The 26,284-nt window shown below is 72.7% G+C and carries 18 protein-coding genes and 1 pseudogene; 10 read left to right on the forward strand and 9 right to left on the reverse strand.

The genetic code is table 11. The features are described 5' to 3' along the window. Together G3A44_RS18360 and argS are read right to left on the reverse strand one after the other, a co-directional pair. Nucleotides 1-301 (reverse strand): annotated as a pseudogene (locus tag G3A44_RS18360) (SPOR domain-containing protein); the annotation flags it as partial. Further along, nucleotides 298-1,998: an arginine--tRNA ligase gene (gene argS, locus G3A44_RS18365; RefSeq protein WP_163459213.1), complete on the reverse strand. Its 1,701-nt coding sequence runs from the start codon at nucleotides 1,996-1,998 to the stop codon at nucleotides 298-300. The pseudogene G3A44_RS18360 and the gene argS, both read right to left, overlap by 4 nt. Before the next feature lie 163 nt (nucleotides 1,999-2,161). Here argS and G3A44_RS18370 point away from each other — a divergent pair, with 163 nt between their 5' ends. The 3 genes from G3A44_RS18370 (at nucleotide 2,162) to G3A44_RS18380 (ending at nucleotide 4,406) form a co-directional block, all read left to right on the forward strand. Continuing rightward, nucleotides 2,162-3,565 (forward strand): serine/threonine-protein kinase, encoded by a 1,404-nt coding sequence (locus tag G3A44_RS18370; RefSeq protein WP_310734411.1) that lies wholly within the window; start codon nucleotides 2,162-2,164, stop codon nucleotides 3,563-3,565. 227 nt (nucleotides 3,566-3,792) lie between these two features. Next, nucleotides 3,793-4,095: a hypothetical protein gene (locus G3A44_RS18375; protein WP_163459215.1), complete on the forward strand. Its 303-nt coding sequence runs from the start codon at nucleotides 3,793-3,795 to the stop codon at nucleotides 4,093-4,095. Nucleotides 4,096-4,100: 5 nt separating this feature from the next. Continuing rightward, nucleotides 4,101-4,406 (forward strand): hypothetical protein, encoded by a 306-nt coding sequence (locus tag G3A44_RS18380; RefSeq protein WP_163459216.1) that lies wholly within the window; start codon nucleotides 4,101-4,103, stop codon nucleotides 4,404-4,406. A gap of 95 nt (nucleotides 4,407-4,501) precedes the next feature. On the opposite strand, the gene G3A44_RS18385 is transcribed toward G3A44_RS18380, so the two are convergent. The 4 genes from G3A44_RS18385 to G3A44_RS18400 all read right to left on the reverse strand — a co-directional run bounded on the left by G3A44_RS18385 (nucleotide 4,502) and on the right by G3A44_RS18400 (nucleotide 7,737). Then, complete coding sequence (locus G3A44_RS18385; protein WP_163459217.1) at nucleotides 4,502-5,488, reverse strand: DUF6976 family protein; 987 nt, start codon at nucleotides 5,486-5,488, stop codon at nucleotides 4,502-4,504. 18 nt (nucleotides 5,489-5,506) lie between these two features. After that, nucleotides 5,507-5,722, reverse strand: coding sequence for a hypothetical protein (locus G3A44_RS18390; protein WP_163459218.1), 216 nt, complete (start codon nucleotides 5,720-5,722; stop codon nucleotides 5,507-5,509). 130 nt (nucleotides 5,723-5,852) lie between these two features. After that, nucleotides 5,853-7,142 (reverse strand): FAD-dependent monooxygenase, encoded by a 1,290-nt coding sequence (locus G3A44_RS18395; protein ID WP_163459219.1) that lies wholly within the window; start codon nucleotides 7,140-7,142, stop codon nucleotides 5,853-5,855. A 100-nt stretch (nucleotides 7,143-7,242) separates the two neighbouring features. After that, entirely contained in the window at nucleotides 7,243-7,737 is a 495-nt protein-coding gene (locus tag G3A44_RS18400; protein WP_163459220.1) for a retropepsin-like aspartic protease family protein, read from the reverse strand. 192 nt (nucleotides 7,738-7,929) lie between these two features. On the opposite strand from G3A44_RS18400, the gene G3A44_RS18405 reads away from it, so the two are divergent. The 6 genes from G3A44_RS18405 (at nucleotide 7,930) to G3A44_RS24170 (ending at nucleotide 16,382) form a co-directional block, all read left to right on the forward strand. Continuing rightward, nucleotides 7,930-8,988: an SPFH domain-containing protein gene (locus G3A44_RS18405; RefSeq protein WP_163459221.1), complete on the forward strand. Its 1,059-nt coding sequence runs from the start codon at nucleotides 7,930-7,932 to the stop codon at nucleotides 8,986-8,988. 61 nt (nucleotides 8,989-9,049) lie between these two features. Next, complete coding sequence (locus tag G3A44_RS18410) at nucleotides 9,050-10,717, forward strand: DUF4178 domain-containing protein (RefSeq protein ID WP_163459222.1); 1,668 nt, start codon at nucleotides 9,050-9,052, stop codon at nucleotides 10,715-10,717. Nucleotides 10,718-10,799: 82 nt separating this feature from the next. Then, nucleotides 10,800-11,018, forward strand: a complete 219-nt coding sequence (locus tag G3A44_RS18415; protein ID WP_163459223.1) for a DUF350 domain-containing protein — start codon at nucleotides 10,800-10,802, stop codon at nucleotides 11,016-11,018. Then, complete coding sequence (locus tag G3A44_RS18420; RefSeq protein WP_375138679.1) at nucleotides 11,015-12,625, forward strand: polyamine aminopropyltransferase; 1,611 nt, start codon at nucleotides 11,015-11,017, stop codon at nucleotides 12,623-12,625. Before G3A44_RS18415 ends, G3A44_RS18420 begins: the two co-directional genes overlap by 4 nt. Further along, nucleotides 12,615-14,276 (forward strand): FAD-dependent oxidoreductase, encoded by a 1,662-nt coding sequence (locus tag G3A44_RS18425; protein ID WP_163459224.1) that lies wholly within the window; start codon nucleotides 12,615-12,617, stop codon nucleotides 14,274-14,276. The genes G3A44_RS18420 and G3A44_RS18425 overlap by 11 nt, the downstream gene beginning before the upstream one ends. Before the next feature lie 1,083 nt (nucleotides 14,277-15,359). Continuing rightward, complete coding sequence (locus G3A44_RS24170; RefSeq protein ID WP_163459225.1) at nucleotides 15,360-16,382, forward strand: pseudouridine synthase; 1,023 nt, start codon at nucleotides 15,360-15,362, stop codon at nucleotides 16,380-16,382. Between the two features lie 10 nt (nucleotides 16,383-16,392). Here G3A44_RS24170 and G3A44_RS18435 read toward each other — a convergent pair whose 3' ends face one another. Continuing rightward, nucleotides 16,393-17,988, reverse strand: a complete 1,596-nt coding sequence (locus G3A44_RS18435) for a histidine kinase N-terminal 7TM domain-containing diguanylate cyclase (RefSeq protein WP_163459226.1) — start codon at nucleotides 17,986-17,988, stop codon at nucleotides 16,393-16,395. Between the two features lie 248 nt (nucleotides 17,989-18,236). Between G3A44_RS18435 and G3A44_RS18440 the strand changes: the two genes are divergently transcribed. Then, nucleotides 18,237-20,078, forward strand: a complete 1,842-nt coding sequence (locus G3A44_RS18440) for a DUF885 domain-containing protein (protein WP_163459227.1) — start codon at nucleotides 18,237-18,239, stop codon at nucleotides 20,076-20,078. A 65-nt stretch (nucleotides 20,079-20,143) separates the two neighbouring features. Here the strand turns inward: G3A44_RS18440 and G3A44_RS18445 are convergent, their stop codons facing one another. Both G3A44_RS18445 and G3A44_RS18450 read right to left on the reverse strand, forming a co-directional pair. Next, a complete protein-coding gene (locus tag G3A44_RS18445) occupies nucleotides 20,144-25,111 on the reverse strand; it encodes a PAS domain S-box protein (protein ID WP_163459228.1) in 4,968 nt (1,655 codons plus the stop codon). Further along, nucleotides 25,108-26,256 (reverse strand): HD-GYP domain-containing protein, encoded by a 1,149-nt coding sequence (locus tag G3A44_RS18450; protein ID WP_163459229.1) that lies wholly within the window; start codon nucleotides 26,254-26,256, stop codon nucleotides 25,108-25,110. The genes G3A44_RS18445 and G3A44_RS18450 overlap by 4 nt, the downstream gene beginning before the upstream one ends. Nucleotides 26,257-26,284 lie beyond the last annotated feature (28 nt).

The following is a 26,284-nucleotide window of genomic DNA, read 5'->3' on the forward strand; positions in this document are numbered from 1 at the left end:
CGGAGGCCGGCACCGCGGGCGCGGCCGGGGGGGCGGGCACCGCCGGCGGCGGCTCGGGCCGGGAGGCGGCCGGCTTGCAGCCCAGGGCGGCGTTGGGGTCCCAGTGGCGCAGCTTCTCGGCCTCGGCCGCATCCTGCTCCGGCGTGCGCCGGCCCACCTTGTCCACAAAAGGCACCGGCACCTTGGCGATGTAGAGCGCCACCCCCAGGGCGATGCCCAAGCCCAGCAGCAGGCCCAGGATCAGGCCGAGCAGGGTGCCGCCGCGCTGCGGGCGGCCGGAGGTGCCGGGGGTGTGGGTCATGCAGACTCCGTGGGGGCTTCTCGGCCCATCGATTCGGGCGCGCTCACGCCCAGCAGGGCCAGCGCGTTGCGCAGCACCTGGCGGGTGGCCGCCAGCAGGGCCAGGCGGGCCTGGGCCAGACCGGTGTCCTCCACCAGGAAGCGCTCGGCCGCATAGTAGCTGTGGAAGGCGGCGGCCAGATCGCGCAGGTAGAAGGCCACGTCGTGGGGCGCCAGCGAGGCGGCCGCGCCGGCCAGCATGCCGGGATACTCGGCCAGCTTCTTCATCAGCGCCTGCTCGGCTGGGGCCACCAGCCGCGACAGGTCGGCGCCCGCCGGGCTCAGGCCCTTGTCGGCGCCCTGGGCCAGCACCGAGCAGATGCGCGCATGGGCGTACTGCACGTAGAACACCGGGTTCTCGTCGTTCTGCTTCAGGGCCAGGTCGATGTCGAAGGTGAACTCGGTGTCGGCCTTGCGGCTGATGAGGAAGAAGCGCACCGCGTCGCGGCTGGTCCACTCGATCAGGTCGCGCAACGTCACGTAGCTGCCGGCGCGCTTGCTGATCTTCACCTCGGCGCCGTCGCGCACCACGCGCACCATGGTGTTGAGCACGTAGCTGGGGAAGCCCTGCGGGATGCCCAGGTTCACCGCCTGCAGGCCGGCGCGCACCCGGGCGATGGTGCCGTGGTGGTCGGTGCCCTGGCAGTTGATGCAGGTGGTGTAGCCGCGCTCGAACTTGGCGATGTGGTACGCCACGTCCGGCAGGAAGTAGGTGTAGTTGCCGTCCGACTTGCGCATGACACGGTCCTTGTCATCGCCGTAGTCGGTGGACTTCAGCCACAACGCGCCGTCCTGCTCGTAGGTCTTGCCCGAGGCCTGCAGCTTGGCCACGGTGTCGTCCACCCGGCCCGAGGTGTAGAGGCTGGACTCCAGGTAGTAGCTGTCGAACTGCACGCCGAAGGCCTGCAGGTCCAGGTCCTGCTCGTGGCGCAGGTAGGCCACGGCGAACTGGCGGATGCCGTCCAGGTCGTCCGGGTCACCTGAGGCGGTGAACTCGCGGTCGTCGGCCTTGACGGTCTTCTTGGCCAGGAAGTCGACGGCGATGTCGGCGATGTAGTCGCCGTTGTAGGCGCTCTCGGGCCAGCCGGCGTCACCGGGCTTGAGGCCCTTGATGCGGCAGTGCGTCGAGGTGGCCAGGGTGGCGATCTGCACGCCGGCGTCGTTGTAGTAGAACTCGCGCAGGACGTCGTAGCCCTGGGTCTCGAAGAGGTGGCACAGGCTGTCGCCCAGCGCGCCCTGGCGGGCGTGGCCCACGTGCAGCGGGCCGGTGGGGTTGGCGGAGACGAACTCCACCATCAGCTTGCGGCCGTTGGCGGGCTGGCGGCCGAAGGCCTCGCCGCCGGCCAGGACCTCGGCCACGATGGCCTGCTTGGCGCTGGCCTTCAGACGCAGGTTGAGGAAGCCGGGGCCGGCGATCTCCAGCGCCTCCACCCAGCGCTGGAAGGCGGGCTGCGCCTCCAGGGCGGCCTTGAGCTGCTCGCCCACGGCGCGCGGGTTGCTGCGCAGCGGCTTGGCCAGCTGCATGGCGGCGGTGATGGCCAGGTCGCCGTGGGCGGCCTGCTTGGGGTTCTCGAACTGGGGGTTCAGACCGGCGTCGGGCGCCAGCTGGGCCACCACGGCGGCCAGAGCGGCCTGAAGTTCTGCCTGGGCTTGGATCATGGGCAGGATTCTAGGAGGCCGCTCCGGCCGGGGGGCGGGCCTGACCCGGGGCGGCCTGCGGATGGTCACAGGCGGACACACCTAAGGCCTGCAGCCTGCCCGCAACCGGCCGATGAAAGGGGGCCGAACCCGTCATTTCCCGCTTTTCGAGGCCCACCCTGCCGTGAACGCGCCCCTGCCCCGTCTCGACCCCGGCCTGCTGGAGCCGCTGGCGCGGCGCGAGAACCCGCCCACCGACCTGCCGCTGGACCCGGGTCTGCCGCCGGCGCTGGGCAACTACCAGATCCTGGCCCGCCTGGGTGAGGGCGCCACCAGCGAGGTGCTGCTGGGCCTGGACCGCTTCCGGCAGCAGCAGGTGGCCATCAAGCGGCTGCGCCCGCACCGGCTGCTCGACGGCGCCGAGCGCCGCTATGCCGAGCGCTTCTTCGCGGTGGAGGCCACGCTGGTGGGCCGGCTGCAGCATCCCAACTTGGTGCGCCTGCTCGACGCCTTCGAGTCGCCCGAGGGGCCTTGCCTGGTCATGGAGTACGTGCCCGGCGTCACCCTGCGCCACTTCTGCGATCCCGGGCGGCTGCTGAGCCTGGAGCAGGTGGTGGAGGTGGGCTTCAAGTGCGCCATGGCCCTGGGCCACCTCTGGCAGCACGGACTGATCCACCGCGACGTCAAGCCAGCCAACATCTTGGTGAGCACCGACGGGCCGGACGTGGTGGCGGTCAAGGTCACCGACTTCGGCAGCATGCTCAACTTGTGGGCCGACGTGACGCAGGTGCACCGGGTGGGCACGCTGGCCTACATCGCGCCGGAGCAGCTCGAGGGCGATCCCCTGGACTGCCGCAGCGACATCTATGCCCTGGCCGCGGTGATGCACCACCTGGTGGCCGGCCGTCCGCCCTTTGACGGCGCCACGCAGGCCGAGATGCTGCGCAGGGTGGTCAGCGAGCCCGCGCCCTCCTTGCTGGGCGTGCGGCCGGGGGTGACACCCGCGCTGGACGACTGCCTGCACCGCGCCCTGTCCAAGGACCGGCGTGAGCGCCACGGCAGCTGGGAGGAATTTGCCCAGGCCCTGGCCGGGCTGATCCGCCATGGCGAGGTGCCGCGCGGCACCTTCCAGCGGGTGCTGGACTCCGAGCGCTTCGGCCTGCTGCGGCCGCTGCCCTTCTTCGAGGGCTTCGCCGAGACCTCGCTGTGGGAGGTGGTGCACCGCGCGCAGTGGCGGCGCTACCCGGCCGGCCGGCGCCTGATGCGCCACGGCGAAACCACCCGGGAGTTCCACGTCATCGTGCAAGGCGAGGTGGAGGTGCTGCGCGAGGGCCAGACGGTGGCGCACCTGGGCCCGGGCCAGACGGTGGGTGAGATGGCCCTGCTGGCCCCCAGCCCCGCGCTGCGCGAACACCGCGCCGATGTGCGGGCCACCCAGACCTGCGTGACCGTGGTGCTGGATCCGGCGGGCCTGGAGCGCCTGGGGCGCGAGACGCGTCATCAGCTCGACCAGGCCTTCATCGGCGTGCTGGTGCGCCGCCTGCATGCGGCCCATGAGGCGCTGCAACATCCGCGGCAGATCCTCTGAGGACGGGCCGCCACGCCACGGGGCCACCTCTCTCCCTAGATTGAGGGGTGCACGCCGGTGCACGGCCGCCGCGTGCCAGCCGTTGCAGCGCCAGACCCCCCGCCGATGCCGGGCCCCGGCCTGCGGTGGAGGGGGGTCACCGGGCTGCCGTATGCTGCGGCGTCCGCAGGCGCGGCGGCCGGTACGGCCGCAGCCCGACCCACACCGTAGTCTCGAGGATGATGTCCATGCACAAGTTCCTGACCCTGGCCGCGCTGGCCGCCTTCACCCTGGGCGCCCAGGCCCAGCCCGCCTCCGCTCCGGCGGGCAAGACCGGCGAGAAGCCGCACAAGTGCGTGGCCGAGGCGCAGGCCAAGGGCCTGAGCGGCGACGCCGCCAAGGAGGCCATCAAGGCCTGCCGCGAGGAGAAGAAGGTCAAGGTGGCCGAGCACGCCAAGAAGAAGGAAGCCTGCGAGGCCGAGGTCAAGGGCCAGGGCCTGAAGGACAAGGAGGCGCTGGCCGCCTTCAAGGCCTGCATGAAGAAGGACTGACCGCCATGCGCAGTACCCTTCGAACGCTGGTGCTGGCCCTGGCCGCCGGCAGTGCCGGCCTGAGCTGGGCCCAGGCCCCGGCCGCCGCCAGCGCCCCTGCCGGCACCTGTGAGGAGCAGGCCGCCGCCCGCAAGCTGGCCGGCGCGGCCAAGAACAGCTTCCTGAAGAAGTGCAACGCCGACGGCGCCGGCGCCATGGCCGCCTGCGAAGGCAAGGCCGCCGAGAAGAAGCTGGCGGGCGCGGCCAAGAACAGCTTCATGAAGAAGTGCCAGGCCGACGCGGCTTCGGCGCCGGCCTCTGCGGCCAAGTGAAGCCCTGCTAAGACGCCCGTGCGCCGCGGTTGAACCGCGGCCGGGTGGCGCCCTGCAGGCGCTCCCCTGCCTGCGGGCGGGCGCCGGCCCCGGGCTCAGCGCACCCGCAGGACCACCAGGGTCTGGTTGAGCAGCTGGTAGGCGATCTCGCCGAACGTCACCGGGCCCTGCAGGCCACCGATGGACTTGCCCTGCAGCTCCCCGAACACGAAGTTCAGGATGCAGTTGCAGCTCATCACCAACCCGTCGGGAGACAGGGCGGCCAGACGCTCGCGGAAGGCCTGGGCATAGTCGGGCACCGGCCGGGCCACGTGGTAGTCCACGCCGGAGAACACCGGCGCATACAGCTGCACCGTGCCCGCCGCCGCGTCCACCGACTGGAACGAGACGTTGACGTGCGCACCGGCAAAGTCGCCCACCAGCGGCAGGCGGCCGTGGTCCAGGCCCTGCTCGGCCAGCCAGTCCGAGAGCCGGCGGCGCTGGCCCCCGATCTCGCACTCGCCCACCTGGAAGCCGGTCTGCTCAAAGCGCAGCACCGGTCCGTCACCCGGCTCGAAAATGTTGACAATCTCCAGGTCTGCCAGCCGGTCGGGCGGCAGGCCGATGTGGGCCACCACGGCCCGGTCCTCATGGGCCGAGGCGTCGTGCCCGTCGAAGACCTTGGGTGTGACGCGGCCCAGGTCATTGAGGTGCACGCCGGCGATCCAGCCCACGGTGGGCTTGAGGAAGGCCTCGGGGTAGCTGGCGGCCTCCTGCGCAAAGCGGCGGTGGGTGTCCGAGCCCGCCGGCAGGATGGTCAGGGCCACACCGTTGTCGGCCGTGGCCGCGGTGATGGACGCCAGCTCATGGGCGGCGTAGCTGGCCACCCGGACTTCGCCCAGACCGGTCAGGTCGGTGGCAAAGAGCAGGGCGCCGTCTTCCACCACCGTGCCGCCACCGGCAGCCATGAAGTACGGGATGGTGCCACCCACCCAGTTGCCCGCAGGCAGCTGGCGCAGGGCCGATTCAGGGCCGGCCAGGGCCAGGGCGCGACCGGCCCGGATCAGTTCCGCCGCGGCCGCAGGGGTGATCAGTTCATTCATCGTCAAGGTCTCCAGCGGTCAGATCAGGGTGAGCTGCTGCACTTCGGCGGCCAGCACCTTTTCCCATTTGGTGAAGAAGGCGTGGATCTCCGCGGCCTTGACGGGCAGGGAATCGGCGCTGCGCTCCAGGCGCTTGGTGAGCAGCTGGGTGCCCAGGTGCTGGGTCCTGAGCTGGGCCAGGCCACCATTGGCCAGGCGCTGCCAGCAGGGGTGCTGGGGGGATGGAACAGGCATGTGGAAAACTCCGGAACCGCCCGCCGTGCTGGCGGGATGCCAGGCTTATCGGCCACCTTCAGTGCTGGTTAAACGAACCCTCACGGGTATGGGGATCCAGACTTTCCCTGAGCCGATGCCGGGCCGCAGCTCAGCGCCGACCGAACATCATCTGCCGGGCCAGCAGGCCCTTGAGCGGCGGTAAGGCCTGCAGCGCCGCCAGGCCCAGGCCGCGGGCCGCCCCCAGGCCGGGCCAGGACCAGGTGAAGCTGCGCGCCAGGAAATCGGTGGTGGCGATGAGGCCCCAGCGGTCAGGGGCCCGCTCCCAGGCCACCCGGCGCAGGGCAGCGTCCAGGTCGGGCGCCCCGCGCAGGCTGCGCACCAGGCTCACCGCATCGCGCAGGCCCAGGTTCAGGCCCTGGCCGGCCACCGGGTGCAGGGTCTGGGCGGCGTTGCCGATGCGCACCGTGCGGCCGCTGACCAGGCTGGCCTCGGCGTTCAGGCCCAGGGCGAAGGCCTTGAGCGGGCCCACCGCCCGCAGCCGGCCAGCCTCGGGCGGCAGCAGGCTGGCCAGCACATGCCGGCGCTGGGCCTCGTCCAGCGCCGCCACCGGGTCGTCGTCGCAGGGCACGCACCACACCAGCGAGGCGCGCCGGCAGCCGTCGGGCGCCCCCGGGGCCGCAGGCGGCAAGGGCAGCAGGGCCACCGGCCCCTGGCGGGTGAAACGCTCGAAGGCACAGCCCGCCGGGGCCTCGCCCTCCAAGGTCACGGTGCCCACCCAGGCGGTTTGCCGATAGTCGTGGCGCACGGCCTTGCGGGACTGGTCGGCGAACACACCGCCCTCGGCGATCACCGCCAGGTCGAAGGCCTCCGCCACGCCGGCGTCCACCTCCACCCCGCCGCCGGGCAGCGGCTTGAGGCCCTGCACCGGCTGACCCAGGCGCAGCACATGGCGCCCGGCGCTGGCAGCGGCCACCGCCGCCCAGGCCGCCTGCAGCGGCGCCACCAGCTGGCCATAGCTCAGCACCGCCCCCAGCTGGGCCACCCCCTGCTCGGCAGCGGTCAACCGCACCTCCGGGCGCAGCCCCCGGGCCAGGGGCTGCAGCAGGCCGGGCAGGTCCGTCGGCAGGGAGAAGGTGGGCGGGGCCTGGGAGACATGCACCTCGGTGATGGGCTGGGCCTGGGCCTCGGGCCAGACACCCAGCTGGCGCAGCAGCTGCACACTGCCCAGCGACAGGGCCAGGGTGCGCGGGTCTGCGCCCACGTCCTTGTCCGCCGGACGGGCGTCAAACACCGTCACCTGGGCCTGTGGCCACTGGCGGGCGGCCAGCAGCGCCAGGGCCAGGCCCACCGGGCCGGCGCCCACCACCGCCAGGCGCAGCGGGGGCGGGGGCTGGCGGGCGTCTTGCGCAGCCGAAGTGGGGTCAGTCGCATCGGTCATGGTGAGGCCTCCAGGAAGAACTGGCAGCCCGGACGGGCCACCGGCAGATGGGAAAACGAGGTGGTGGACAGGCTGTGGACAAGGGGGCGGCGGCCGCGTGTCAGCGCTCAGGCTCGATGCGCAGCACGCCGTCGCGCTGGCTGAAATGCAGGCGGCCCAGCACGTCCATGCCCAGCAGTGGGCTGTCCAGCGCGGGCAGCACCACCACCGGCAGGCGCTCCAGGCGCACGCCGCCCTGCAATGTCAGGTCCACTTGGCTCAGCCAGCCGCGCACCCGCCCACCGGCGGTGTCGGACTGTGTCTGGGCCCCTCGGGGCAGGCCCAGCGCCAGGGCCAGGGACTCGGGCAGGGCGGTACGGGTGGCGCCGGTGTCCACCAGGAAGTCCACCGCCTGACCGCCGATGTGACCGGGCCAGTGGAAGTGACGGTCGGGGCCGCGCTGCAGGGCGATGCCGCCCTGGGGATCGACCTGCACACGCGGGCGCTGGCGCTCGGCCAGCCAGGCCTGCACGCCCAGGAACAAGGCGGTGCCCAGGACAAGCCAGAGCGTGACGATCTTCCAGGTGCGGGGCAAGGCTTGAGGCGGTGCGGACATGGCGCGCACCATGCCATGAAACGGCCAGGCCTGTGGCCACCGGGGTGAGCCCGGCACGGCGCGCGGCGGCAGCGCCACGCCCCACCGCGGACGTGGGGTGGCGTCCGCGGCGCCCCCCCCTATGATGGCCGGCGCCGGTGACGCGCCCCGCGCCGCCGGCTTGCGCATTCCCAACGCCGCAGGAGGCAGCCCATGGGCCTGATGGATTTCATCAAGAAGCAGTTCATCGACGTCATCGAGTGGACGGAGACCGGCGACGGCACGCTGGCCTGGCGCTTTCCGATGGCGGACAACGAAATCCAGTACGGGGCCCAGCTCACGGTGCGCGAAAGCCAGCTGGCCGTATTCGTCAATGAAGGCCAGGTGGCCGACGTGTTCGGCCCGGGCCAGCACAAGCTGGTGACCCAGACCCTGCCGGTGCTGACCTACCTCAAGAACTGGGACAAGCTGTTCCAGAGCCCGTTCAAGAGTGACGTGGTTTTCCTGAGCACCCGGGTGCAGCTGGACCAGCGCTGGGGCACGGCCCAGCCCATCACCCTGCGCGACAAGGACTTCGGCGCGGTGCGGGTGCGGGCCTTCGGCAACTACGCCTACCGCGTCGCCGACGCCAAACGCTTCTACACCGAGGTGGCCGGCACCCGGGCCCATGTCACCGTGGAGGAACTGGACGGCCAGTTGCGCGGCCTGATGCTGCAGCACATCAGCGACGCGGTGGCCTCGTCGGGCCTGCCGTTCCTGGACCTGGCCAGCAACCTGGGCGAATTCGCTCAGCAGCTGCAGGTGGCCAGCGCCAGCGCCTTTGAGGCGCTGGGCTTGAAGCTGGAAGGCGTGACGCTGCAAAACGTCTCGCTGCCCGAGGAGCTGCAGAAGCTGCTGGACCAGAAGATCGGCATGGGCATGATCGGCCAGAGCCAGATGGCCACCTTCATGCAGTACCAAACGGCCCAGGCCATTCCGCAGCTGGCCCAAGGCGTGGGCCAGGGCGGCTCGGGCCTGGCCGGCGAGGCCCTGGGCCTGGGCGCCGGCGTGGCGCTGGGCCAGGTGCTGGCCCAACAGCTGGGTCAGGGCCTGGGGGTGCCCGGCCTGGCACCCGCGGCCACCACAGCGGCCATCGCACCGGCCGTGGCCCCCGCCGCCAGCGCTGACGAGGTCATGGCCCTGCTGGAGAAGCTCGGCGACCTCCAGGCCAAAGGTATCCTGACCGACGAAGAGTTCGCCGCCAAAAAGGCCGAGCTGCTCAAGCGCCTCTGACGCCGCCCCACCGCACCGCCCCGGCTGAGGCCGTGCGGCCTGCCGAATCACACCGCCCACCGTGGCCTCTCCGCCCCCCGGACCGCCCCCGTCGCCCGAGACGCCGCCCGCCCCCCGCGCCCAGCGCGTCTGGCGCGCGGCCTGTCCGCATTGCGGCGCGCCCGTGGAGTTCAGCTCGGCTGCCTCGGCCAGCGCGGTCTGCAGCTTCTGCCGCAGCACCCTGCTGCGCGAGGGCCAGGCCCTGCGCCAGATCGGCACCAGCGCCGAGCTGTTTGACGACCACAGCCCCCTGCAGCTGGGGGTGCGCGGCCAATGGCAAGGGGTGGGCTTTGTGCTGGTGGGCCGGCTGCAGTACGGCTACGGCGAGGGCACCTGGAACGAATGGTTCGCGCTGTTCGAGCGACCCGACGGCCACGAGAAGCCGGCCTGGCTGAGCGAAGACAACGGCGCCTATGTGCTGGCCTTTGACCAGCCCCTGCCAGCCCCCTGGCCCTCGCCCGAGACCCTGCAGCCCGGCCTGCGACGCCAGGTGGGCACCCAGATGTGGAGTGTGGCCAGCAGCCAGCGGGTGCGCGTGCTGGCCGCCCAGGGCGAACTGCCGCGGCCGCCGCAACTCAACCGCGACTTCATGCTGGCCGACCTGCGAAACGAGGCCAGCGAGGTCGGCACGCTGAGCTTTGAGCGGCTGGACGCGCCCCAGTGGTCCATCGGCCGCAGCGTGCAGTTGACCGAGCTGCGCCTTTCCGGCCTGCGCGAAGACGTGGCCGAGAAAACGCTGCGCGGCCAGGGCCTGAACTGCCCGTCCTGCGGTGCGGCGCTCACCCCCAACCTGGCCAGCACCCGCAGCCTGAGCTGCGGCCAGTGCAAGGCGGTGGTGGACATCTCCCAGGGCGTCGGTGCCGACTTGGCGCACTACGCCCAGCAGCAGGCCGACGCCGGCGGCGAGCCCCTGCTGCCCCTGGGCCGCAGCGCGGTGCTCAGCCTGGGCACGCCCAAGCCCGCCGCTTGGCAGGTGGTGGGCTACCTGGAGCGCTGCGAGTTGCCCGGCCCTGACGACGAGGAGCAGGATTTTTGGCGCGAATACCTGCTCTACAACCGGCAGCTCGGCTTTGCTTTCCTGGTGGACACCGAGGACGGCTGGAGCTGGATGCGGCCGCTGACCGGCGCCCCACAGTACAAGGGCGCCACCGTCACCTGGCAGGCCCGGCGCTACCAGCAGCGATGGGCCTACCGCGCCCGCACCACCTGGGTGCAGGGTGAGTTTTACTGGCGGGTCAGCCAGGGCGAGACCGCCAGCGTGACCGATTTCCAGGGCCCCGGCGGCTGGCAACTCTCGCGCGAGCAGGCCGGCGGTGAAGTGGTGTGGTCCGAAGGCCAGGCCCTGGAGGCCAACACCCTGGCCCGCGCCTTCCGCCTGGACGAGGCCCAACGGGCCCGCATGCACCGCGACGCCGCGCCGCTGTCGGGCCTGGTGCGGCGGCTGGGCCCCCAGCCCACCCAGCTCGACGCCTTCAAGGACGGCGTACGCCTGGTGGCCTGGGCGGTGTTCATCGTGCTGGTGCTCATCGTGCTGCTGGCCACCTGCTCGCGCGATGAATGCGACGACACGCGCCGCGCCTTTGGCGAGGCCAGCGCAGAGTACCGTCAATGCCTGGAGCGCCAACGCAGCAGCAGCCGCTCGGGCGGCAGCAGTGGCAGCTTCAGCAGCGGCGGGGGTGGCCATAAGTGAAGTGGCCCCGCCCCACAGGGCAGAACCTGGCCGGCCCCATGCCTTCGGGCGCAGGCGCCGGCCTCACGGATGAGGTGATGACATGGTGGATGTGATGCGCTGGGATGTGATGCTGGGCTCGGTGGTGTATGCCGTGATCGGCGTGGTGGTGCTGTGCGTGAGTTTTGTCGTGATCGACAAGTTCACCCCCTACGAGCTGTGGGAGGAGATCGTCGAGCACAAGAACATGGCCCTGGCCATCGTGGTGGCCGGGATGTTCATCGCCATCGGCCAGATCATCGCGGCCGCCATCCACGGGTGAGCACGCGCGAGGAGCGCCCGGCCGACGCCGGGCCGGCCGAGGACCCGCCTGCGGCCCGGGTGGGCCTGCCCGAGCTGCTGCTGCTGGTCTCGGTCTTTGTCATCGCCGCCTGCGGCTTGGTCTACGAACTGGCCGCCGGCGCCCTGGCCAGCTACCTGCTGGGCGACTCGGTGCTGCAGTTCAGCACCGTCATCGGCGCCTACCTGGCCGCCATGGGCGTGGGCTCCTGGCTCAGCCGCTTCCTGGAGCGCCAGCTCGCCGCGCATTTCCTGCGCATCGAGCTGCTGGTGGGCACCGTGGGCGGACTGCTGCCCGCCGGCCTGTTCCTGGCCCATGCCAGCCTGCCGGCGGACGCCGCCGGGCCCTTCCGGGCCCTGCTCTACGGCGGCGTGGGCCTGGTGGGCGTGCTGGTGGGGCTGGAGATCCCGCTGGTCATGCGCCTGCTGCGGCGCCAGGCGCGCGCGCGCTACCGGGCCGACCGCGGCCTCAAGGACCTGGTGGCCCAGGTGCTGACCTTCGACTACCTGGGCGCCCTGGGCGTGGCCCTGGCCTTTCCGCTGCTGCTGGTGCCCCACTTGGGGCTGATCCGCACCGGCCTGTTCTTTGGCCTGCTCAACACGGCGGTGGCGGTCTGGGCGCTGTGGCTGTTCCGTCCCGAGCTGCGCCACTGGCGCGCGCACGCCGCCGCCTGCGCCGGGGTGTTGGCCCTGCTGCTGGCCGCGCTGGCCGGGGCCGAGCGCCTGACCACCTGGGCCGAGGACCGTTTCTACGGCGCCGGCATCCTGCTGCGCGAGAGCAGCCCCTACCAGCGCGTGGTGGTCACCCGCAGTGAAGCGGGCATCCGCCTGTTCCTCAACGGCAACCTGCAGTTCCACTCCCGCGACGAGTACCGCTACCACGAGGCCCTGGTGCACCCGGCCATGGCCGGCCATGGCGCGCCGCGGCGCGTGCTGGTGCTGGGCGGCGGTGACGGCCTGGCGGTGCGCGAGATCCTGCGTTATCCCAGCGTGCAGCAGGTCACGCTGGTGGACTTGGACGCCCACGTCACCCGCCTGTTCAGCCAGCAACCGCTGCTGGTGGCGCTCAACGCCGGGGCGTTGCGCGCCCCCCAGGTGCGGGTGGTCAACGCCGACGCCTACACCTGGCTGCAGCAGCACGACGAGGTCTACGACGTCATCGTGGTGGACTTTCCCGATCCCAGCAACTTCGCCCTGGGCAAGCTCTACACCACCACCTTCTATGCCCTGCTGGACCAGCACCTGGCGGCCAGCGGCTATGCCGTGGTGCAGACGACCTCGCCCCTGGTGGCGCGGCGCAGCTTCTGGACCGTGGCCACCACCCTGGAGGCGGTGGGCCTGCACACCACGCCGTACCACGCCCACGTGCCCAGTTTTGGCGAATGGGGCTTCATCCTGGCCGGGCGCCGGCCCTGGCAGCCGCCGCAGACGCTGCCTCCGGGCCTGCGCTTTCTCACCGTCTCCGGGCTGCCGGCCCTGCTGGACTTTCCGCCCGACATGTCCCGGGTGCCCGCCGAGCCCAACCGCCTGGTGACCCAGGGCCTGGTGCACACCTTCGAGGCCGAGTGGGGCCGCCCGCATGGGCCCTGAACGCCCCTGCCCCGGTCGCCGCCGCCTGCTGCTGCTGAGCGGCGCCGCCGGCCTGGCCGCCGGCTGCCAGCCCCCGCCGGCGGCCGACCCGCCCTGCACCTGGGTGGGCGTGGACCCCGCCCGCGGCCACCACCTGCACCGACCGCCGCCGGATGCGGCCACGCTCGCCCGCGCGGCCGGCCCCATCCGCCGGGCCCCGGTGCTGGTGGTGGGCGGTGGGGTGGCCGGCCTGTCGGCCCTGCGCCGGCTGACGGGAGCCGGGGTGGACGAGGCCCAGCTGCTGGAGCTGCATGACGAGGTGGGCGGCAACGCCCTGGGCCATGTGCTGGACGGCCAACCCTGTCCTCTGGGCGCGCATTACCTGCCCGTGCCCGGGCCTGCCGCCCCCGAGCTGCAGCACTGGCTGCAGGACATCGGCCTGCTGCGTCGCGACGGCCCTGCCGGGCCCTGGCGAGCCGATGAACGCCACCTGGCCCACGCCCCCCAGGAGCGGCTGTTCCTGGACGGCGCCTGGCAGGCCGGGCTGTTGCCGGTCGCAGAGGGCCGGCCTGCCACCCAGGCGCAATACCAGCGCTTCGCCCAGGCGGTGGACCAGGCACGCCGCACGCTGGACTTTCCCCTGCCCAGCGGGCAGGCGCGCTGGAGCGCCGGCCTGGCCGCCCTGGAGGCTGAAACCTTCGCCGCCTGGCTGCACCGCCAAGGCCTGGACGACCCCCTGCTGCGCGGCTACCTGGACTACACCTGCCGCGACGACTACGGCGCCGGGCTCGACACCGTCTCGGCCTGGGCCGGCCTGCATTACTTCGCCAGCCGCCATGGCTTTGCCCTGCCGCAGGCCGGCACCAGCACCGGCGGTGGCGGCGAGGGCCTGTTCACCTGGCCTCAGGGCAATGCCCATCTGGTGCAGGCCCTGGCCGCCCCGCTGCAGGACCGCCTGCACCGCGGCCGGGTGGTCCTGCAGGTCACGCCGGCCCGCCGGGTAGGGGGGGACCATCAACTCACCGTCTGGAACGCACTGGCGGGCCGTCTGGAGCGCTGGCAGGCCCCTACCCTGGTGCTGGCCACCCCGCTGCACGTGGCCGCCCGGCTGCTGGCCGACTGGGCCGACCCCCTGGCCGGCGCGCTCGCCCAGGCCGCGCAGGTGCCCCGGGCACCCTGGCTGGTGGCCAATGTCGGCTTGTCCGGTCCGCTGCTGCCGCGGCTGGGTGCGCCAGCGGCCTGGGACAACGTTCCTTTCCAGCCGGCGGGCGGCGGTCAGGCCTTCCTGGGCTATGTGGATGCGGGGCATCAGGGTTTCAGGCCACACGCCGGCCCCACGGTGCTCACCGCCTACTTTGCCTTGCCGGCGGCGCAGCGCGCCGCGCTGCGCGACCGCCCTGCCCAGGCCTGGGGCCGTGAGGTGCTCCAGGCCCTGAGCCCCCTGCATCCTGACCTGCCGGCGCGCGTGACCCGCATCGACCTGGCCCGCTGGGGCCATGCCATGGCCATCCCGGTGCCGGGCGCGCGGCGCCTGCCGGGCCTGCAGGCCCTGAGCCATGCCAGTCGGCAGCCGGGCGCACCCCTGCGCTGGGCCCATGCCGATTTGGCGGGCTACAGCGTTTTTGAGGAAGCCTTCACCCTGGGCTGGGCCGCCGGGCATCGCCCGCGCTGAGGCCGCCGGCCCCGGGGTCGCCCCCGATGGGGGCCTGCACCGGCATGCCGGCCTGCTGGCCTGCCCGCAGGGCTTGGCCGTCTCCTGTCTCTGTCTCTGCCGCTTGGCCTGCCCGTTTTCGCTTCCACCTTTGTTTCTTGTCTTCCTGGCCTGAAGGGCTGAATTGCGGGCAGGAGTTCCTGCTTTTGGACTTCTTGTTCTTAGCAAAGGTATTGAAATTTTTAAGGCAGTAGTAGTGATAAAGGCGGGCTCCTTCTGTGGAAGGCCGGGAAAACCCGAGACGTGACAGTCACTTGCCTTCATGACAAGTCTGTGAAGGTCCCTGGGGAGGGCGTGGCCCCCGATTGGGGGCAGTTGGCGGCGGCATCCCCAGGCCGGGGATAAACCCTAGGTTGTGCCAGAAGCGCCCACAGGGTTGTGCCGGCCGGTGCGCCGCGCGGCCCTGTCGCGGGTGGCAGAGGCTGACGCCCCCCAGCGGTGGACCGTCCGCGCTGTGGATGGCGGGCTGCCGCAGGCGTTTGGGGCGCCTCATGCCGGTGCCGGCCGTCATCCGTGGCGGCTGTTCCCGCTCGGCCGGGTCAAGCCCCGTGGGGTGCGGGGGCCGGCGTTGCGCTGCTCAAACCTGTTCGGCTGTCCCCAGACTTGTGCGACGGCTCAAGGGCCGGCTGTCCCTGTCGATGTCCCCCAAAATGTTGGCACGATGATGGTCATAGCATCAGGTTTTCACCGTGGAGAAGCCCGTTTTCCATTTGCAAATCAATCATTTGGAGTACGCATGACCCTGTGGGCAACAGGTGTGGCGGGCGGGGGCAGTTTTGCACCGACAGCAGGCTTTACCCAGTTTGGCCACAGCCTGCCCCGGCCAAAAGCGGGCTTTGTCCACCGCCGTGCTCCTGGGCTGGGGCCGAGCCGGGTCGGGCACGCCGCCGGCACCGCAGGCCGGCCGTTGCGGGGGCGGGGCGCGGCCTCCGGCTGCCCAGGGTGGGCCGGGTGCGGCCGGGGTGTGGGCAGTCTGTGGAGCTGGTGTGCATGGCCGGCAGGGTGGGGTGCCGCACACACCAGCAGACACGCCGGGGGGTATGCATGAGCCGGCCGGTGCCGTCGTGGCGGCCGGGGCCGCGTCATGGGGTGGCCGCCAGCCGGGTGGCCGTGCCCTCGGACTGGGGGCGCCGTTGGCCGCAGTGCGCCGCCCCGGGCGAGGTGCCGGGCCCGGGCTGGGCCGACTTCCTGGCCTGGCGCCTGCCGGCGGTGAACCGGCTGCAGTGGCAGGCCCGGCTGGCCGCCGGCGAGGTGCTGGACGCCCAGGGTCAACCGCTGCCGCTGCAGGGCCTGGCCCAGGCCGGGGCGCTGTGCTGGTACTGGCGCGAGGTGCCCGATGAGCTGGACTTGCCGGTGCGGCACCAGGTGCTGTTCGAGGATGCGCAGCTGCTGGTGGTGGACAAGCCTCATTTCCTGCCCATGGCGCCCAAGGGCCGGCATGCGCGGGAGACGCTGCTGGCCCGCCTGCAGGCCGAGCGTGGGGAGCCGTCCCTGACGCCGCTGCACCGCCTGGATGCGGAGACCGCAGGGGTGGTGCTGCTGGGCCGGCGGCCCGCCGACCGGGCGGCCTATCAGAACCTGTTCCGCAGCCGGGCGGTGCACAAGACCTACGAGGCGGTGGCGGCGGTGCCGCCCGGCCCGGCGGCACACTGGCCCGCGGGCCATACCCGCGAGGCCCTGCACCACCTGGCCCCTGGCGAGCGGTTTCCGCTCATGGCCGCCTGGCCGCAGCGGCCCCCCAACAGCCAGGCGCAGATCACCCTGCTGGCCCGGCGGGAGGGGCGGGCGCTGTTTCGCCTGGCGCCAAGCACTGGCCGCACCCATCAGCTGCGGGTGCAGATGCTGGCCCTGGGCTGGCCCTTGCTGGGCGACCGCCTCTACCCCACCCTCTGGCCGGAGGCGGCCCCGGGGGCGCCGGTCGACCTGCGCCGGCCGCTGCAGCTGCTGGCGCGGGCCATCGCCTTCACCGACCCGGTGAGTGGGCAGGCGAGGTGTTTTGAGAGCCGGCGCACCCTGCAGGCCTGGGAAGACCCGGCGGGCTGGGCCGGCGACGCCGACGGGGCTTGAGCGCGGGCGCTCAGAGCACCCGGCGGATGGGGGCGTCCGGCGGCGGCGGGGTCTGGTACAGGCTCAGCCCGTCGCGTCCGCTGTGCTTGGTGTGGTAGAGCGCCTGGTCGGCGCGGGTGAGCAGGTCCTGGGCGCTGGCGTCGATGGCGTCCAGGGTGGCCAGGCCCATGCTCCAGGTGACGGTGAAGCGGGCGCCGGTGTCGTCCACATGGGCCAGCTCGCGCAGCTCGCGCTGCATGCGGGCGGCCAGGTTGGCGGCGGCCTGCAGGTCGGTGCCCGGAAACAGCACCGCGAACTCCTCGCCACCGTAGCGGGCGGGTTCGTCCTCGGGCCGCACCAGTTCGGCCAGCGAGCGGCCGGCCAGGGCCAGCACCCGGTCGCCCACCAAGTGGCCCAGGCGGTCGTTGACCTGCTTGAAGTGGTCCAGGTCGGCCAGCAGCACCGTCAGGGGCCGCCCCTGCTCGCGGGCGTGGCGGATCTCCTCGTCGAGCTTGTGCATGAGCCGGCGGCGGTTGGCCAGGCCGGTCAGGGCGTCCACATGGGCCAGGCGCTCCAGTTCCTGGTTGAGCTGGGCCAGGTGCTCCTTGGCCTGCAGCAGCCGTTCGCGGGCGGCCCGGGCCTCGGTGATGTCGCGCAGCATCAGCACGCTGCCCTCCACCCGCCCCTCGCCGTCGGTCACGTGGGTGATGCGGGCCTCCAGCAGGGGGCCGCCGGCGCCCACCGAGACTTCGGTGGGCTGGGCCGGGCCCAGGCTCTGCAGCCCGGGCAGCAGCTCCTGCAGCGGGCGTCCCAGGCGGTGGCCCACGGTCAGGCCCAGCAGCTGGCGGGCGGCGGGGTTGAGGTCCACCACCCGGCGGTCGGCCGACAGCACCATCACCCCGTCCTGCAGGCATTCCACCGCCAGGCCGCGGGCCATGGGCACCAGCTCGAACAGGTTGTGCCGCACCACCGACCACGACAGGGCGGCAAAGGCCAGGGCAAAACCGAAGGGCGTGGGGTCCAGGCGCATGCGCTCGGCCCACAGCAGGTAGGCCAGGTTGGCACCCACCACCGCCAGCGGGCCCAGCAGCACGATCAGCATGGGCACCCGGTACAGCGGGGAGGCCGAGAAGCGCGCCACGATCAGGGTGGTCGCCAGCAGCACCAGGGCGTAGCTGTAGCTGGCGTGCACCGCGTACCACTGGCCGTAGACGATGTGGGCGGTGGGCTGGCCCGCGATGGGCTCTATGGCCTGCCAGACCAAGCCGTGGCCCGGGTTGGTGGCCACCAGCAGCAGCGTGGCCAGCGGAATGATCCACAGCAGCACCGCGCGCCGGCCGTGCTGCCAGCGCCGCCGTCCGGTGTAGGCCAGCACCGCCTGCAGCCACAGCACCGGGGTGGGTGTCACGCCCAGGTATTGCCATTGCGCCACGCAGCGTCGCAGGTCGGCGTCGGGCAGCAGCACCCACAGGATTTCGGTGCCGCACCACCAGGCCACCGCCAGCCCCAGGCAGGCCAGCTGCCGCCAGGCTGGCCCCTGACGGCGCAGGGCCACCTGGGTGGCGATTCCCAGGCAGATCAGCATGCCCAGCAGGGAGGGCAGGGCATAGGGCAGCAGTTGGGGCATGAAAGGTAGCGCCCGCCTTCCCGGCGGGGCAGGGTCGACCACGGCAGTGGGGCCCAATGCTAACGGCCAGGGCCCCGGGCGGCGGGGCATTTCCGGGTCTGCGCTAGGGGACGACGGACGCACGGTGGCCGCTGCCCGGCGCCGGCCGGTGTCGCCGCCGCGACGGCCGGTGCGCCGCGGCGTGTGCGGACAAGGCGGAAGGTGGCAGGCTGTGGACCTTCCCGGCTCCACCGGCCTTTGTCGCCAAGATGTCCATGCGCCTCCAGCCGCCCCCCTCTCCCGCCCGCCGCCGTCTTCTGCGTGCCGGTCTGGCTTGGCCCGCTGCCCTGGGCGTGTCGCGGGCGGCATCGCTGTCCCCCGCCCTCGCGGCCCCTTCCGCACCGCCCGGGCCGGTCCACCGCCTGGCCGACAGCCTGCTGGAGGGCCTGCTGTCGCACGACCCGTTCTGGGCCAGCCAACTGGGCCTGGCGACGCCTGAGCAGGCCGCCAGCCTGCCGCGGCACCTCTTCCCCGACGGCCAGGCCGCCTGGCGGGACTGGGTGCGGCGGTCGCGGCAGGCGCTGCAGCCCTGGGCGCAGGCGCAGCCGGATGACCCGGCCGAGCGGTGTCTGCTGGCGGTGCTGCGTCATGACCTGGACGATTTCGAGGCCGGTCTGGACTTTCCCGACGAGCTGCTGCCGCTGCACCACCTGGGCGACGACCCGCTGACCCAGCTGGCGCAGGTGCCGGGCAATGGCCTGAGCGCCCTGGACAGCGTGGCGGCGCACCAGGCGCATCTGCAGCGTCTGGCCGCCCTGCCGGCCTGGTGCGCCCAGGCCCGACACCAGCTGCGCCAGGGCATGGTCCAGGGGGTGGTGCTGCCGCGGCCTGTGGTGGCCCGCCTGGCGCCGCAGCTGGCCACCCTGGGCCGGACCGATCCGCGCCACAACCCTTTCTACGAGGCGCCGCGCCGGCTGGCCGAGCTGCGCCTGTCCGGCGCCGACCGGCAGCGCCTGCAGGCCCGCTACCGCACCGTGCTGGAGCGCGAGGTGCTGCCGGCGGTGCGGGACCTGGCCGCCTTCCTGGCGCGGGACTACCGCCCGCGCGACAGCGCCGGCTGGGGAGGGCTGAGCGGAGGGGCCGCCTGGTACGCCCACGCGGTGCGCAGTGCCACCACCCGCGACCTCAGCCCGCAGGCGGTGCATGAGCTGGGTCGCCAGGAGGTGGCGCGTCTGCAGGCGGCGCTGCGCGCACTGGCGGACCGCTGGGGGGGCTGGCCCGCCGGGCAGCCACTGGGGCGGTTTCTGGCCACCTATGGGGCGCGGCCGGCCGTGCGCCCCTTCCGCACGGGGCAGGAGGTGGTGGCGGCCTACGAGCGGCTGGATGCACGGCTGCAGGACCGCCTGCCAGCGCTGTTTGGCCGGCGGCCGCGGGCGCCGCTGGCCATCCGCCTGGAGCCGGCGCTCACCCGCGACACGGCTTCGGACCACTACAGCCCGCCGGCAGCCGATGGCAGCCGGCCCGGGGTGTTCTTCGCGGTGGTCACGGACCCGCGCCAATACGCCACCACCGGCATGGCCAGCCTGCTGCTGCACGAGGGCTCACCGGGCCACCACTTCCAGATCGCGCTGGCGCAGGAGCTGCCGCTGAGCCGCTGGCAGCGCTTTGTCGGCCATGACGCCTATGCCGAGGGCTGGGCGCACTATGCCGAGACCCTGGGCGGCCCCCTGGGCCTGTACGAGGACCCCGATGCCCTGCTGGGCCACCTGGGCGATGCGTTGCTGCGGGCGGCCCGCCTGGTGGTGGACACCGGCCTGCATGACCAGGGCTGGAGCCATGCGCAGGCCTGCCAGACCCTGGAGGCGCTGGCCGGTCTGTCGCCACGCGAGGCCCGGGTGGAGGTGGAGCGCTACATGGTCTGGCCCGGTCAGGCCCTGGCCTATGCCACCGGTCGACGTGGCATCGAGGCCCTGCGCGAGCGTTGCCGCGAGCGGCAGGGCGCCGGCTTCTCGCTGGCCGCCTTCCACGACCTGGTGCTCTCGGCCGGCAGCCTGCCCATGGCGGTGCTGGAGCAACAGGTGCTGGAGGGGGCCGGCACCGCCCCGGCCTGAGCCTCGGTCTGGCGGCCCGGCTCACGGGCGCCGGCGTCGGCGTTCAGTCTGCGCTCCATCTGCGCTCAGTCCACTGCCTTGCCGCTGCCCGGCAGCAGACCGAGGCGCTGCAGCACGGCCTGCAGCCGCAGCGCGGCGTCGTCAAAGCGGAATTCTTCGATGGCCTGGGCCAGGGCGCCGGCCTCCAGGCCCAACCAGGGTGCCAAGGCGATGGCCTGGCGGTCGAACAGCTCGCAGGCCGCGGTGTCGTGGCTGTGTAGCAGGGCCAGCAGGGCCAGCAGGGCGTCCTGCGCCTGTTCACGGCCCCAGGGCTCGCCCGCGACCGGGGCGCTGGGCGGGGCGGGCAGGCTGCCCAGCACGCCCAGGGGGCCCAGCAAGGCGTCGAGCTCGGTGCACAGGGCCTCCAGCAGCCAGGCGGGCTGGGGGGCTGGCAGCCGGGTCACGCCGTCGGGTGCGTCGGGTGCGGGGGCCGGCCGTGTGGCGGCAGGGGCGCGCAGCGCGGTCTCCAGGGCCTGGGCCTGCTGCTCCAGCGCCGTGGCGCCAATGGAGGCGGCGGCGCCGCGCAGCGCGTGCACCCGGGCCAGCACCGCAGCGTGCTCGCCTTGATCCCACTGCGTCCGCAGCTGCCGGGCGTCGTGCCGGTGGTGGTTGTGGAACAGCTGCAGCAGGCGCTGGTAGCGGGGCCACTGGCCTTCATTGCGGCGCAGCGCGCCCGCCCAGTCCAGGCCGGGCACTGCGATCAGGTCCGGCGGCAGGCCGTGAGGGCCTTGGCCGGCCGGCGGCCGGGGGGCCACACCGCTGACGGGCAGCGGCAGGGGCCCGGGGGCAGGCGTGGGTAGGGCATGCGCCGGCAATGCGCAGGCGTGGCGCAGCCAGCGCGTCAGGCACTGGCGCAGTGCGGCGGGGTCCACCGGCTTGGGCAGGTAGTCGTCCATGCCGGCGGCCAGGCAGCGCTGGCGGTCTTCCTCGAAGGCGTTGGCCGTCATGGCGATGATGGGCACCTGGGCATAACCGGGCAGGCGTCGCAGGGCTTCGGTGGCCCGCAGGCCGTCAAGCACCGGCATCTGGATGTCCATGAGCACCAGGTGGAAGGCCTCGGCCTGGCAGCGCAGCAGGGCCTGCTGGCCGTCCCCGGCCACGGCCACCTCGGCGCCCATGCTCTGCAGCAGGGCGCAGGCGACCTCCTGGTTGATGGGGTTGTCCTCCACCAGCAGCAGCCGGGTGCCCGGCAGCTGGGGCACCGGGGCCAGCTCGGTGTAGTGGCGGCCGGGGCTGGCCTGGGAGCTGGCAAAGGGCAGGTCCACCCAGAAGCGGCTGCCCTGGCCCGGTTGGCTGTCGACCTCGATGTCGCCCCCCATCAGCCGCGCCAACCGCCGGCTGATGGCCAGGCCCAGGCCGGTGCCGCCAAAGCGCCGGGTGGTGGAGGCGTCGCCCTGCTGAAAGGGCTGGAAGAGCTGCAGGATCTGGGCCTCGCTCATGCCGGGTCCGGTGTCCTGCACCTCGAAGCGCAGCCAGTGCAGGCTGCCCTGCTGGCGGCCGCGGCGCACCCGCAGCCGCACCATGCCGGCGTCGGTGAACTTGACGGCGTTGCCCAGCAGGTTGAGCAGGATCTGCTCCAGCCGCAGGCGGTCGCCGCGCAGGGCCAGGCCGGGGTCGCCGTGGTCCAGCTCCAGGCCCAGGCCTTTGGCCAGGGCGCGTTCGCGCACCATGTCCAGCGTGCGCTGCAGGCTGACGTCCAGGGTGAAGTCCTCCTCCTCCAGCTGCACCTTGCTGGCCTCGATCTTGGAGAAGTCCAGGATGTCGTCTATGACCTGGGAGAGGTGGCGGCCGGCTTCGGCGATCTTGCGCAGGTGGTCGAGCTGGGTGGCGTTGAATGCCTCCTTCTGCAGCAGGTGGGTGAAGCCCACGATGGCGTTCATGGGGGTGCGGATCTCGTGGCTCATGTTGGCCAGGAAGGCGCTCTTGGCCTGGTTGGCGGCCTCGGCCTCGGCCTTGGCCTGTGACAGGGCCAGCTCGACCCGCCGGCGGGTCAGGATGCGCATCAGGTCGGCGGCCAGCAGCTGCAGTTCGCGGGCGTCGCTGTCCCAGGGCTTGGCGTCGTTGTCGCCGGTGGCCACCACCGCCACCAGGCGGTCGCCGTCAAAGACTGGCGCGACCAGCACCCGGCGCACATCCAGGGGCAGGGGGGCGGTGGTGCTGGTGGGCACCATGGCGGTGCCGTCCTCGCGGAGGACCAGCAGGTCGTCGCCGTCCGGGGCTGGCTCCTCGATCCAGCCGCCTTGGTGCCAGCCGCGACGCTCGGCAGGATCACCCAGGCTGATGGGCTCGCGGCCGGCCAGCAGGCGCAGCCGCCACTGGGGCAGGGCGGGCAGCGGTGGCAGGGGCTGGCCATCGACGGTGCAGCCCAGCAGGCGCGGGGTCATGAGGGCGCTGTCCTCGTCGGAGAGTGCGGCCCAGCGGGTGTTGCCGCCCAGGCGCAGGATTGCGCTCAGGCCTTCCGCCAGCAGTTCCTCCTCGCTGAGCTGGCTGGCGCGCTGGCTCAGGGCCAGCATGGTGCGCAGGCGCTCGTCCTCGCGGCGCAGGCGGTCGTTGGCGTTCTCCAGGGCCTGGGTGCGCAGGGCCACCAGGTCCTCCAGGTGGGTCTGGGTGGCCTGCAGGGCCTGCTCCACCAGCACCCGCTCGGAGATGTCCAGGCCGGTGCCCACGATGACCGGGCCCTGGGGCAGCACCACCCGGCGCGAGACGAAGAGGAAGGTGCGCAGCTGGCCCTGGTGGGTGCGCAGCCGGGCCTGCTCGCGGCCTTCGCCGGTCTCGAAGACGATGCGCATGGCCGCGCGCATGCGCTCGCGGTCGCCCTCCTCGAAGAATTCCAGCGCCGGGGTGCTGACGAGCTGCTCATGGCCCAGGCCGGTGACCTCCTCGACCCGGCGGTTCCAGAGCACCAGGCGCCCCTGGGCGTCCACGGCGAAGAACAGGCCGTCCACCGATTCGACGAGCTGCTCGCGCAGGCGCTGCTCGTTCTGGCGTTCGGCCTGGCTGTCGGCATAGTCCAGGGCGAAGCCCAGGTCGCGGGCGGCGCGGCTGTAGAGGGTGAGCTGTTCGGCGTCGATGGGGTCGGTGGTTTCGCTGTACACCGCCAGGCAGTGCCAGCGCCGCGGGTCGGCCTGCTCGATCGGAAACAGGGCCACGGCCCGGTAGCCCCGCTCCAGGGCCAGCTGATGGCGCGGGGCCAGGCCCGGGTCGGCCAGGATGTCGGGGATGACGACTGGCGCCCGGGTGGCCAGCAGCCGGTCCACCGGCCCGTCGCCCTGCGGGTCGGCGCTCAGGCTGAGCTGCTCGGCATAACCGTCGGAATGACCGGCGTAGAGCTGCGGCCGCACCCGGCCCTTGCCGTCCGGCCCGCCGATCCAGGCCATGCGGAAGCCTCCGACCTCCACGGCGATGCGGCAGACCTCGCCGAACAGGCTGACCGGGTCGCGCATGCGCACGATCGCCTCGTTGACGCTGCCCAGCACCGCATAAGCCTGGGTCAGGCGTTGCAGGCGTTCCTCGCGGCGCCGCTGCTCGGTGATGTCCTGCCAGACTGCGCACAGCAGGTCGCGGCCGGCCACGCTGACCGCGCTGAGCGTCAGGGCGGCCAGCTGCAGGCTGCCGTCGCGGCGGCGGTGGCGCAGTTCGTGGCGCAGGGTCTCGCCGGCCATGACGCGGACCACGGCGCGGTCCAGCCGGGCGACGTCCTCGGGCATCAGGAAGTCGCGGGGGCTCAGGCGGCTGAAGTCCTCGCGGCTGTAGCCCAGGCCCTGGCAGGCGCTGTGGTTGAAGGTGATGAAGCGGCGTGCATCCGGCTCCAGCAGGGCGATGGCGTCGTTGGACTGGTTGAGCATCGTCTCGACCAGCTGTTCCTGCTGGGCGATGGCCCGTGTGCCCTGGCGCAGCAGGGTGATGTCGCGGGCCACGCTGATGACGCCCAGGGGCTGGCCGTGGGCGCCGTGGATGGGGGTGCGCACCACCTCCAGCAGGCGCTGCGGGCCACCGTGCGGTGGCGGCACCCAGAGCTCGCCGGTGACGCTGCCGGCGCCGCGCAGCACCTCCGCATGGTCGGGCCCCGGGGGCGTGGGCAGGCCCAGGTGGCTCTGGCCCAGCAGCTGGCTGCGGCGGGTGCCGGTCATGGTCTCGAACGCGGCGTTGCAGTCCAGCAGCCGGCCCTGCACATCGCACAGCCAGACCATGTCGGGAATGGCCTGCAGCAGGTCGCGCAGCTGCTGCTCGCTCTGGCGCAGGCGCTGGGCCGCGGCCCGCTGCTGGATGGCCAGCGCGGCCAGCCGCGCGGTGAAGCCCAGGTGGTCGAGCTCGTCGTTGAGCGGGGTGTGCGACAGCCAAGCCAGGACCTTGCCCAGCACGGTGCCATCCGCACCCAGCACCGGCTCCACATGGCTCAACCACTGGCCGGTGGGGCTGTCGGGTGGCTGCGGGGCGCGCAGCACCCCCACGCTGATGTGCTCCAGCCCAGCGCCCACCAGCTGGATGCCGCAGCGACTGGGCGGGAACAGGCTTTCATGGTCCCCGACCAGCTGGCCCAGCAGCTCGGGCAGGGGAGCGCCCTGGATGAGCCGCTCCATCACCGCCAGCCGGCGGCGGTCGCGGCTGAGGGTGCGCTTGAAGGCGCTGATGTCGTTGAAGGCCGCCACGCGGCAGGCCCGGCCGTCCACTTCCAGGCCGTGGGAGCGGGCCTCCACGTCCAGCGGGCGGCCGTCCTTGCGCAGGTGGCGCCACTGGCCCACATAGGCCAGGCCCTGCAGCTCGGGTGCCCGGCGGGCCACGGTGGCGCGGTCGGCCTCGGGGTAGAGGTCGGTCAGGCGCAGTTGCAGGGCCTCCGGGGCGCTGTAGCCGTAGAGGTCGAGGAAGGCGTCGTTGACCGCCAGCAGGCGCAGCTCGGCCAGCTCATAGAGCACCAGGGGCGTGGGCGAGCTCTGGAACAGGGTCTGCATGGCCAGGCCCAGGCCACCAGCCACGGTGGTTGGGGTGGCGCTCATGCGGCCTCCACTGCCGGGGGGGGCGGTGCAGGGTCGGGGTCGGCCAGCTCGCGGGCGGTGGCCTCGAACTGGGGCAGCAGGCGCTCGAAGGCCTGGACCACCAGCGGGTCAAACTGCAGGCCGGACAGGCCGCGCACATGCGCCACGGTGCGCTCCAAGGGCCAGGGGGCCTTGTAGACGCGGCGCATGGTCAGGGCGTCGAACACGTCGGCCAGGGCCATCAGCCGGGCGGGCAGGGGAATGGCGTGGCCGGCCAGGCCGCCGGGGTAGCCGTTGCCGTCCCAGCGCTCATGGTGGTGCGTGGCGATCTGGCGGGCCACCTCCAGGTAGAGCAGGGCCTCGGGCATGGGCTGTCCGGGCTCCACCGGGTGGCTGGCCAGGCTGCGCTGCATGGCCTGGGCAATGGTGTCGCCCCCCAGCTGGGCATGGCGCTTCATGTGCTCGAACTCCTCGGGCGTGAGCCGGCCGGGCTTGAGCAGGATGGCGTCGGGGATGCCGATCTTGCCGATGTCGTGCATGGGCGCGGCCTTGGTGATGCGCACGCACTGCGCCTCGTCAAGTTCGGCGGCGTACGGGCCGCGGGCCAGCTCCTGGGCCAGCAACTCCACATAGCGCTGTGTGCGCAGGATGTGGTGGCCGGTCTCGTGGTCGCGGGCTTCGGCCAGCTCGGCCAGGGCGGTGATGGTCAGGTCCTGGGCCAGCTCGATCTCGCGCAGGCGCCGTGCCAGCTCGCCCTCCAGCCAGCGGTTCTGCTGGGCCAGGCGGTCGCGGGCCTCGGCCAGCTCCAGGTGGGTGGCCACGCGCGCCAGCACCACCGCGGGCTTGAGCGGCTTGACGATGTAGTCCACCGCGCCCAGGGCCAGGCCGCGCTCCTCGTGCAGCTCGCCGCCCAGGGCGGTGACGAAGATCACCGGCACCGCCGCCAGTCGCGGATCACGCCGCATGCGCTGCAGCACGGTGTAGCCGTCCATCTCCGGCATCATCACGTCGAGCAGCACCAGGTCGGGCCGCTCGTTGGCCATCAGCGTGAGCGCGCCGTGGCCGCTGCGCGCGCCCAGCACCCGGTAGCGGCTGTTGAGCAGTCGGGCCAGCAGGGCGAGGTTGACCGGTTCGTCGTCAACGATGAGCAGGGTGGGCTTTCGCATGGGGTATGGGGTATGTCCGGTTCTGGAT

Source organism: Ideonella livida, from assembly GCF_010499455.1.
GTDB classification, from domain to species: domain Bacteria; phylum Pseudomonadota; class Gammaproteobacteria; order Burkholderiales; family Burkholderiaceae_C; genus Ideonella; species Ideonella livida.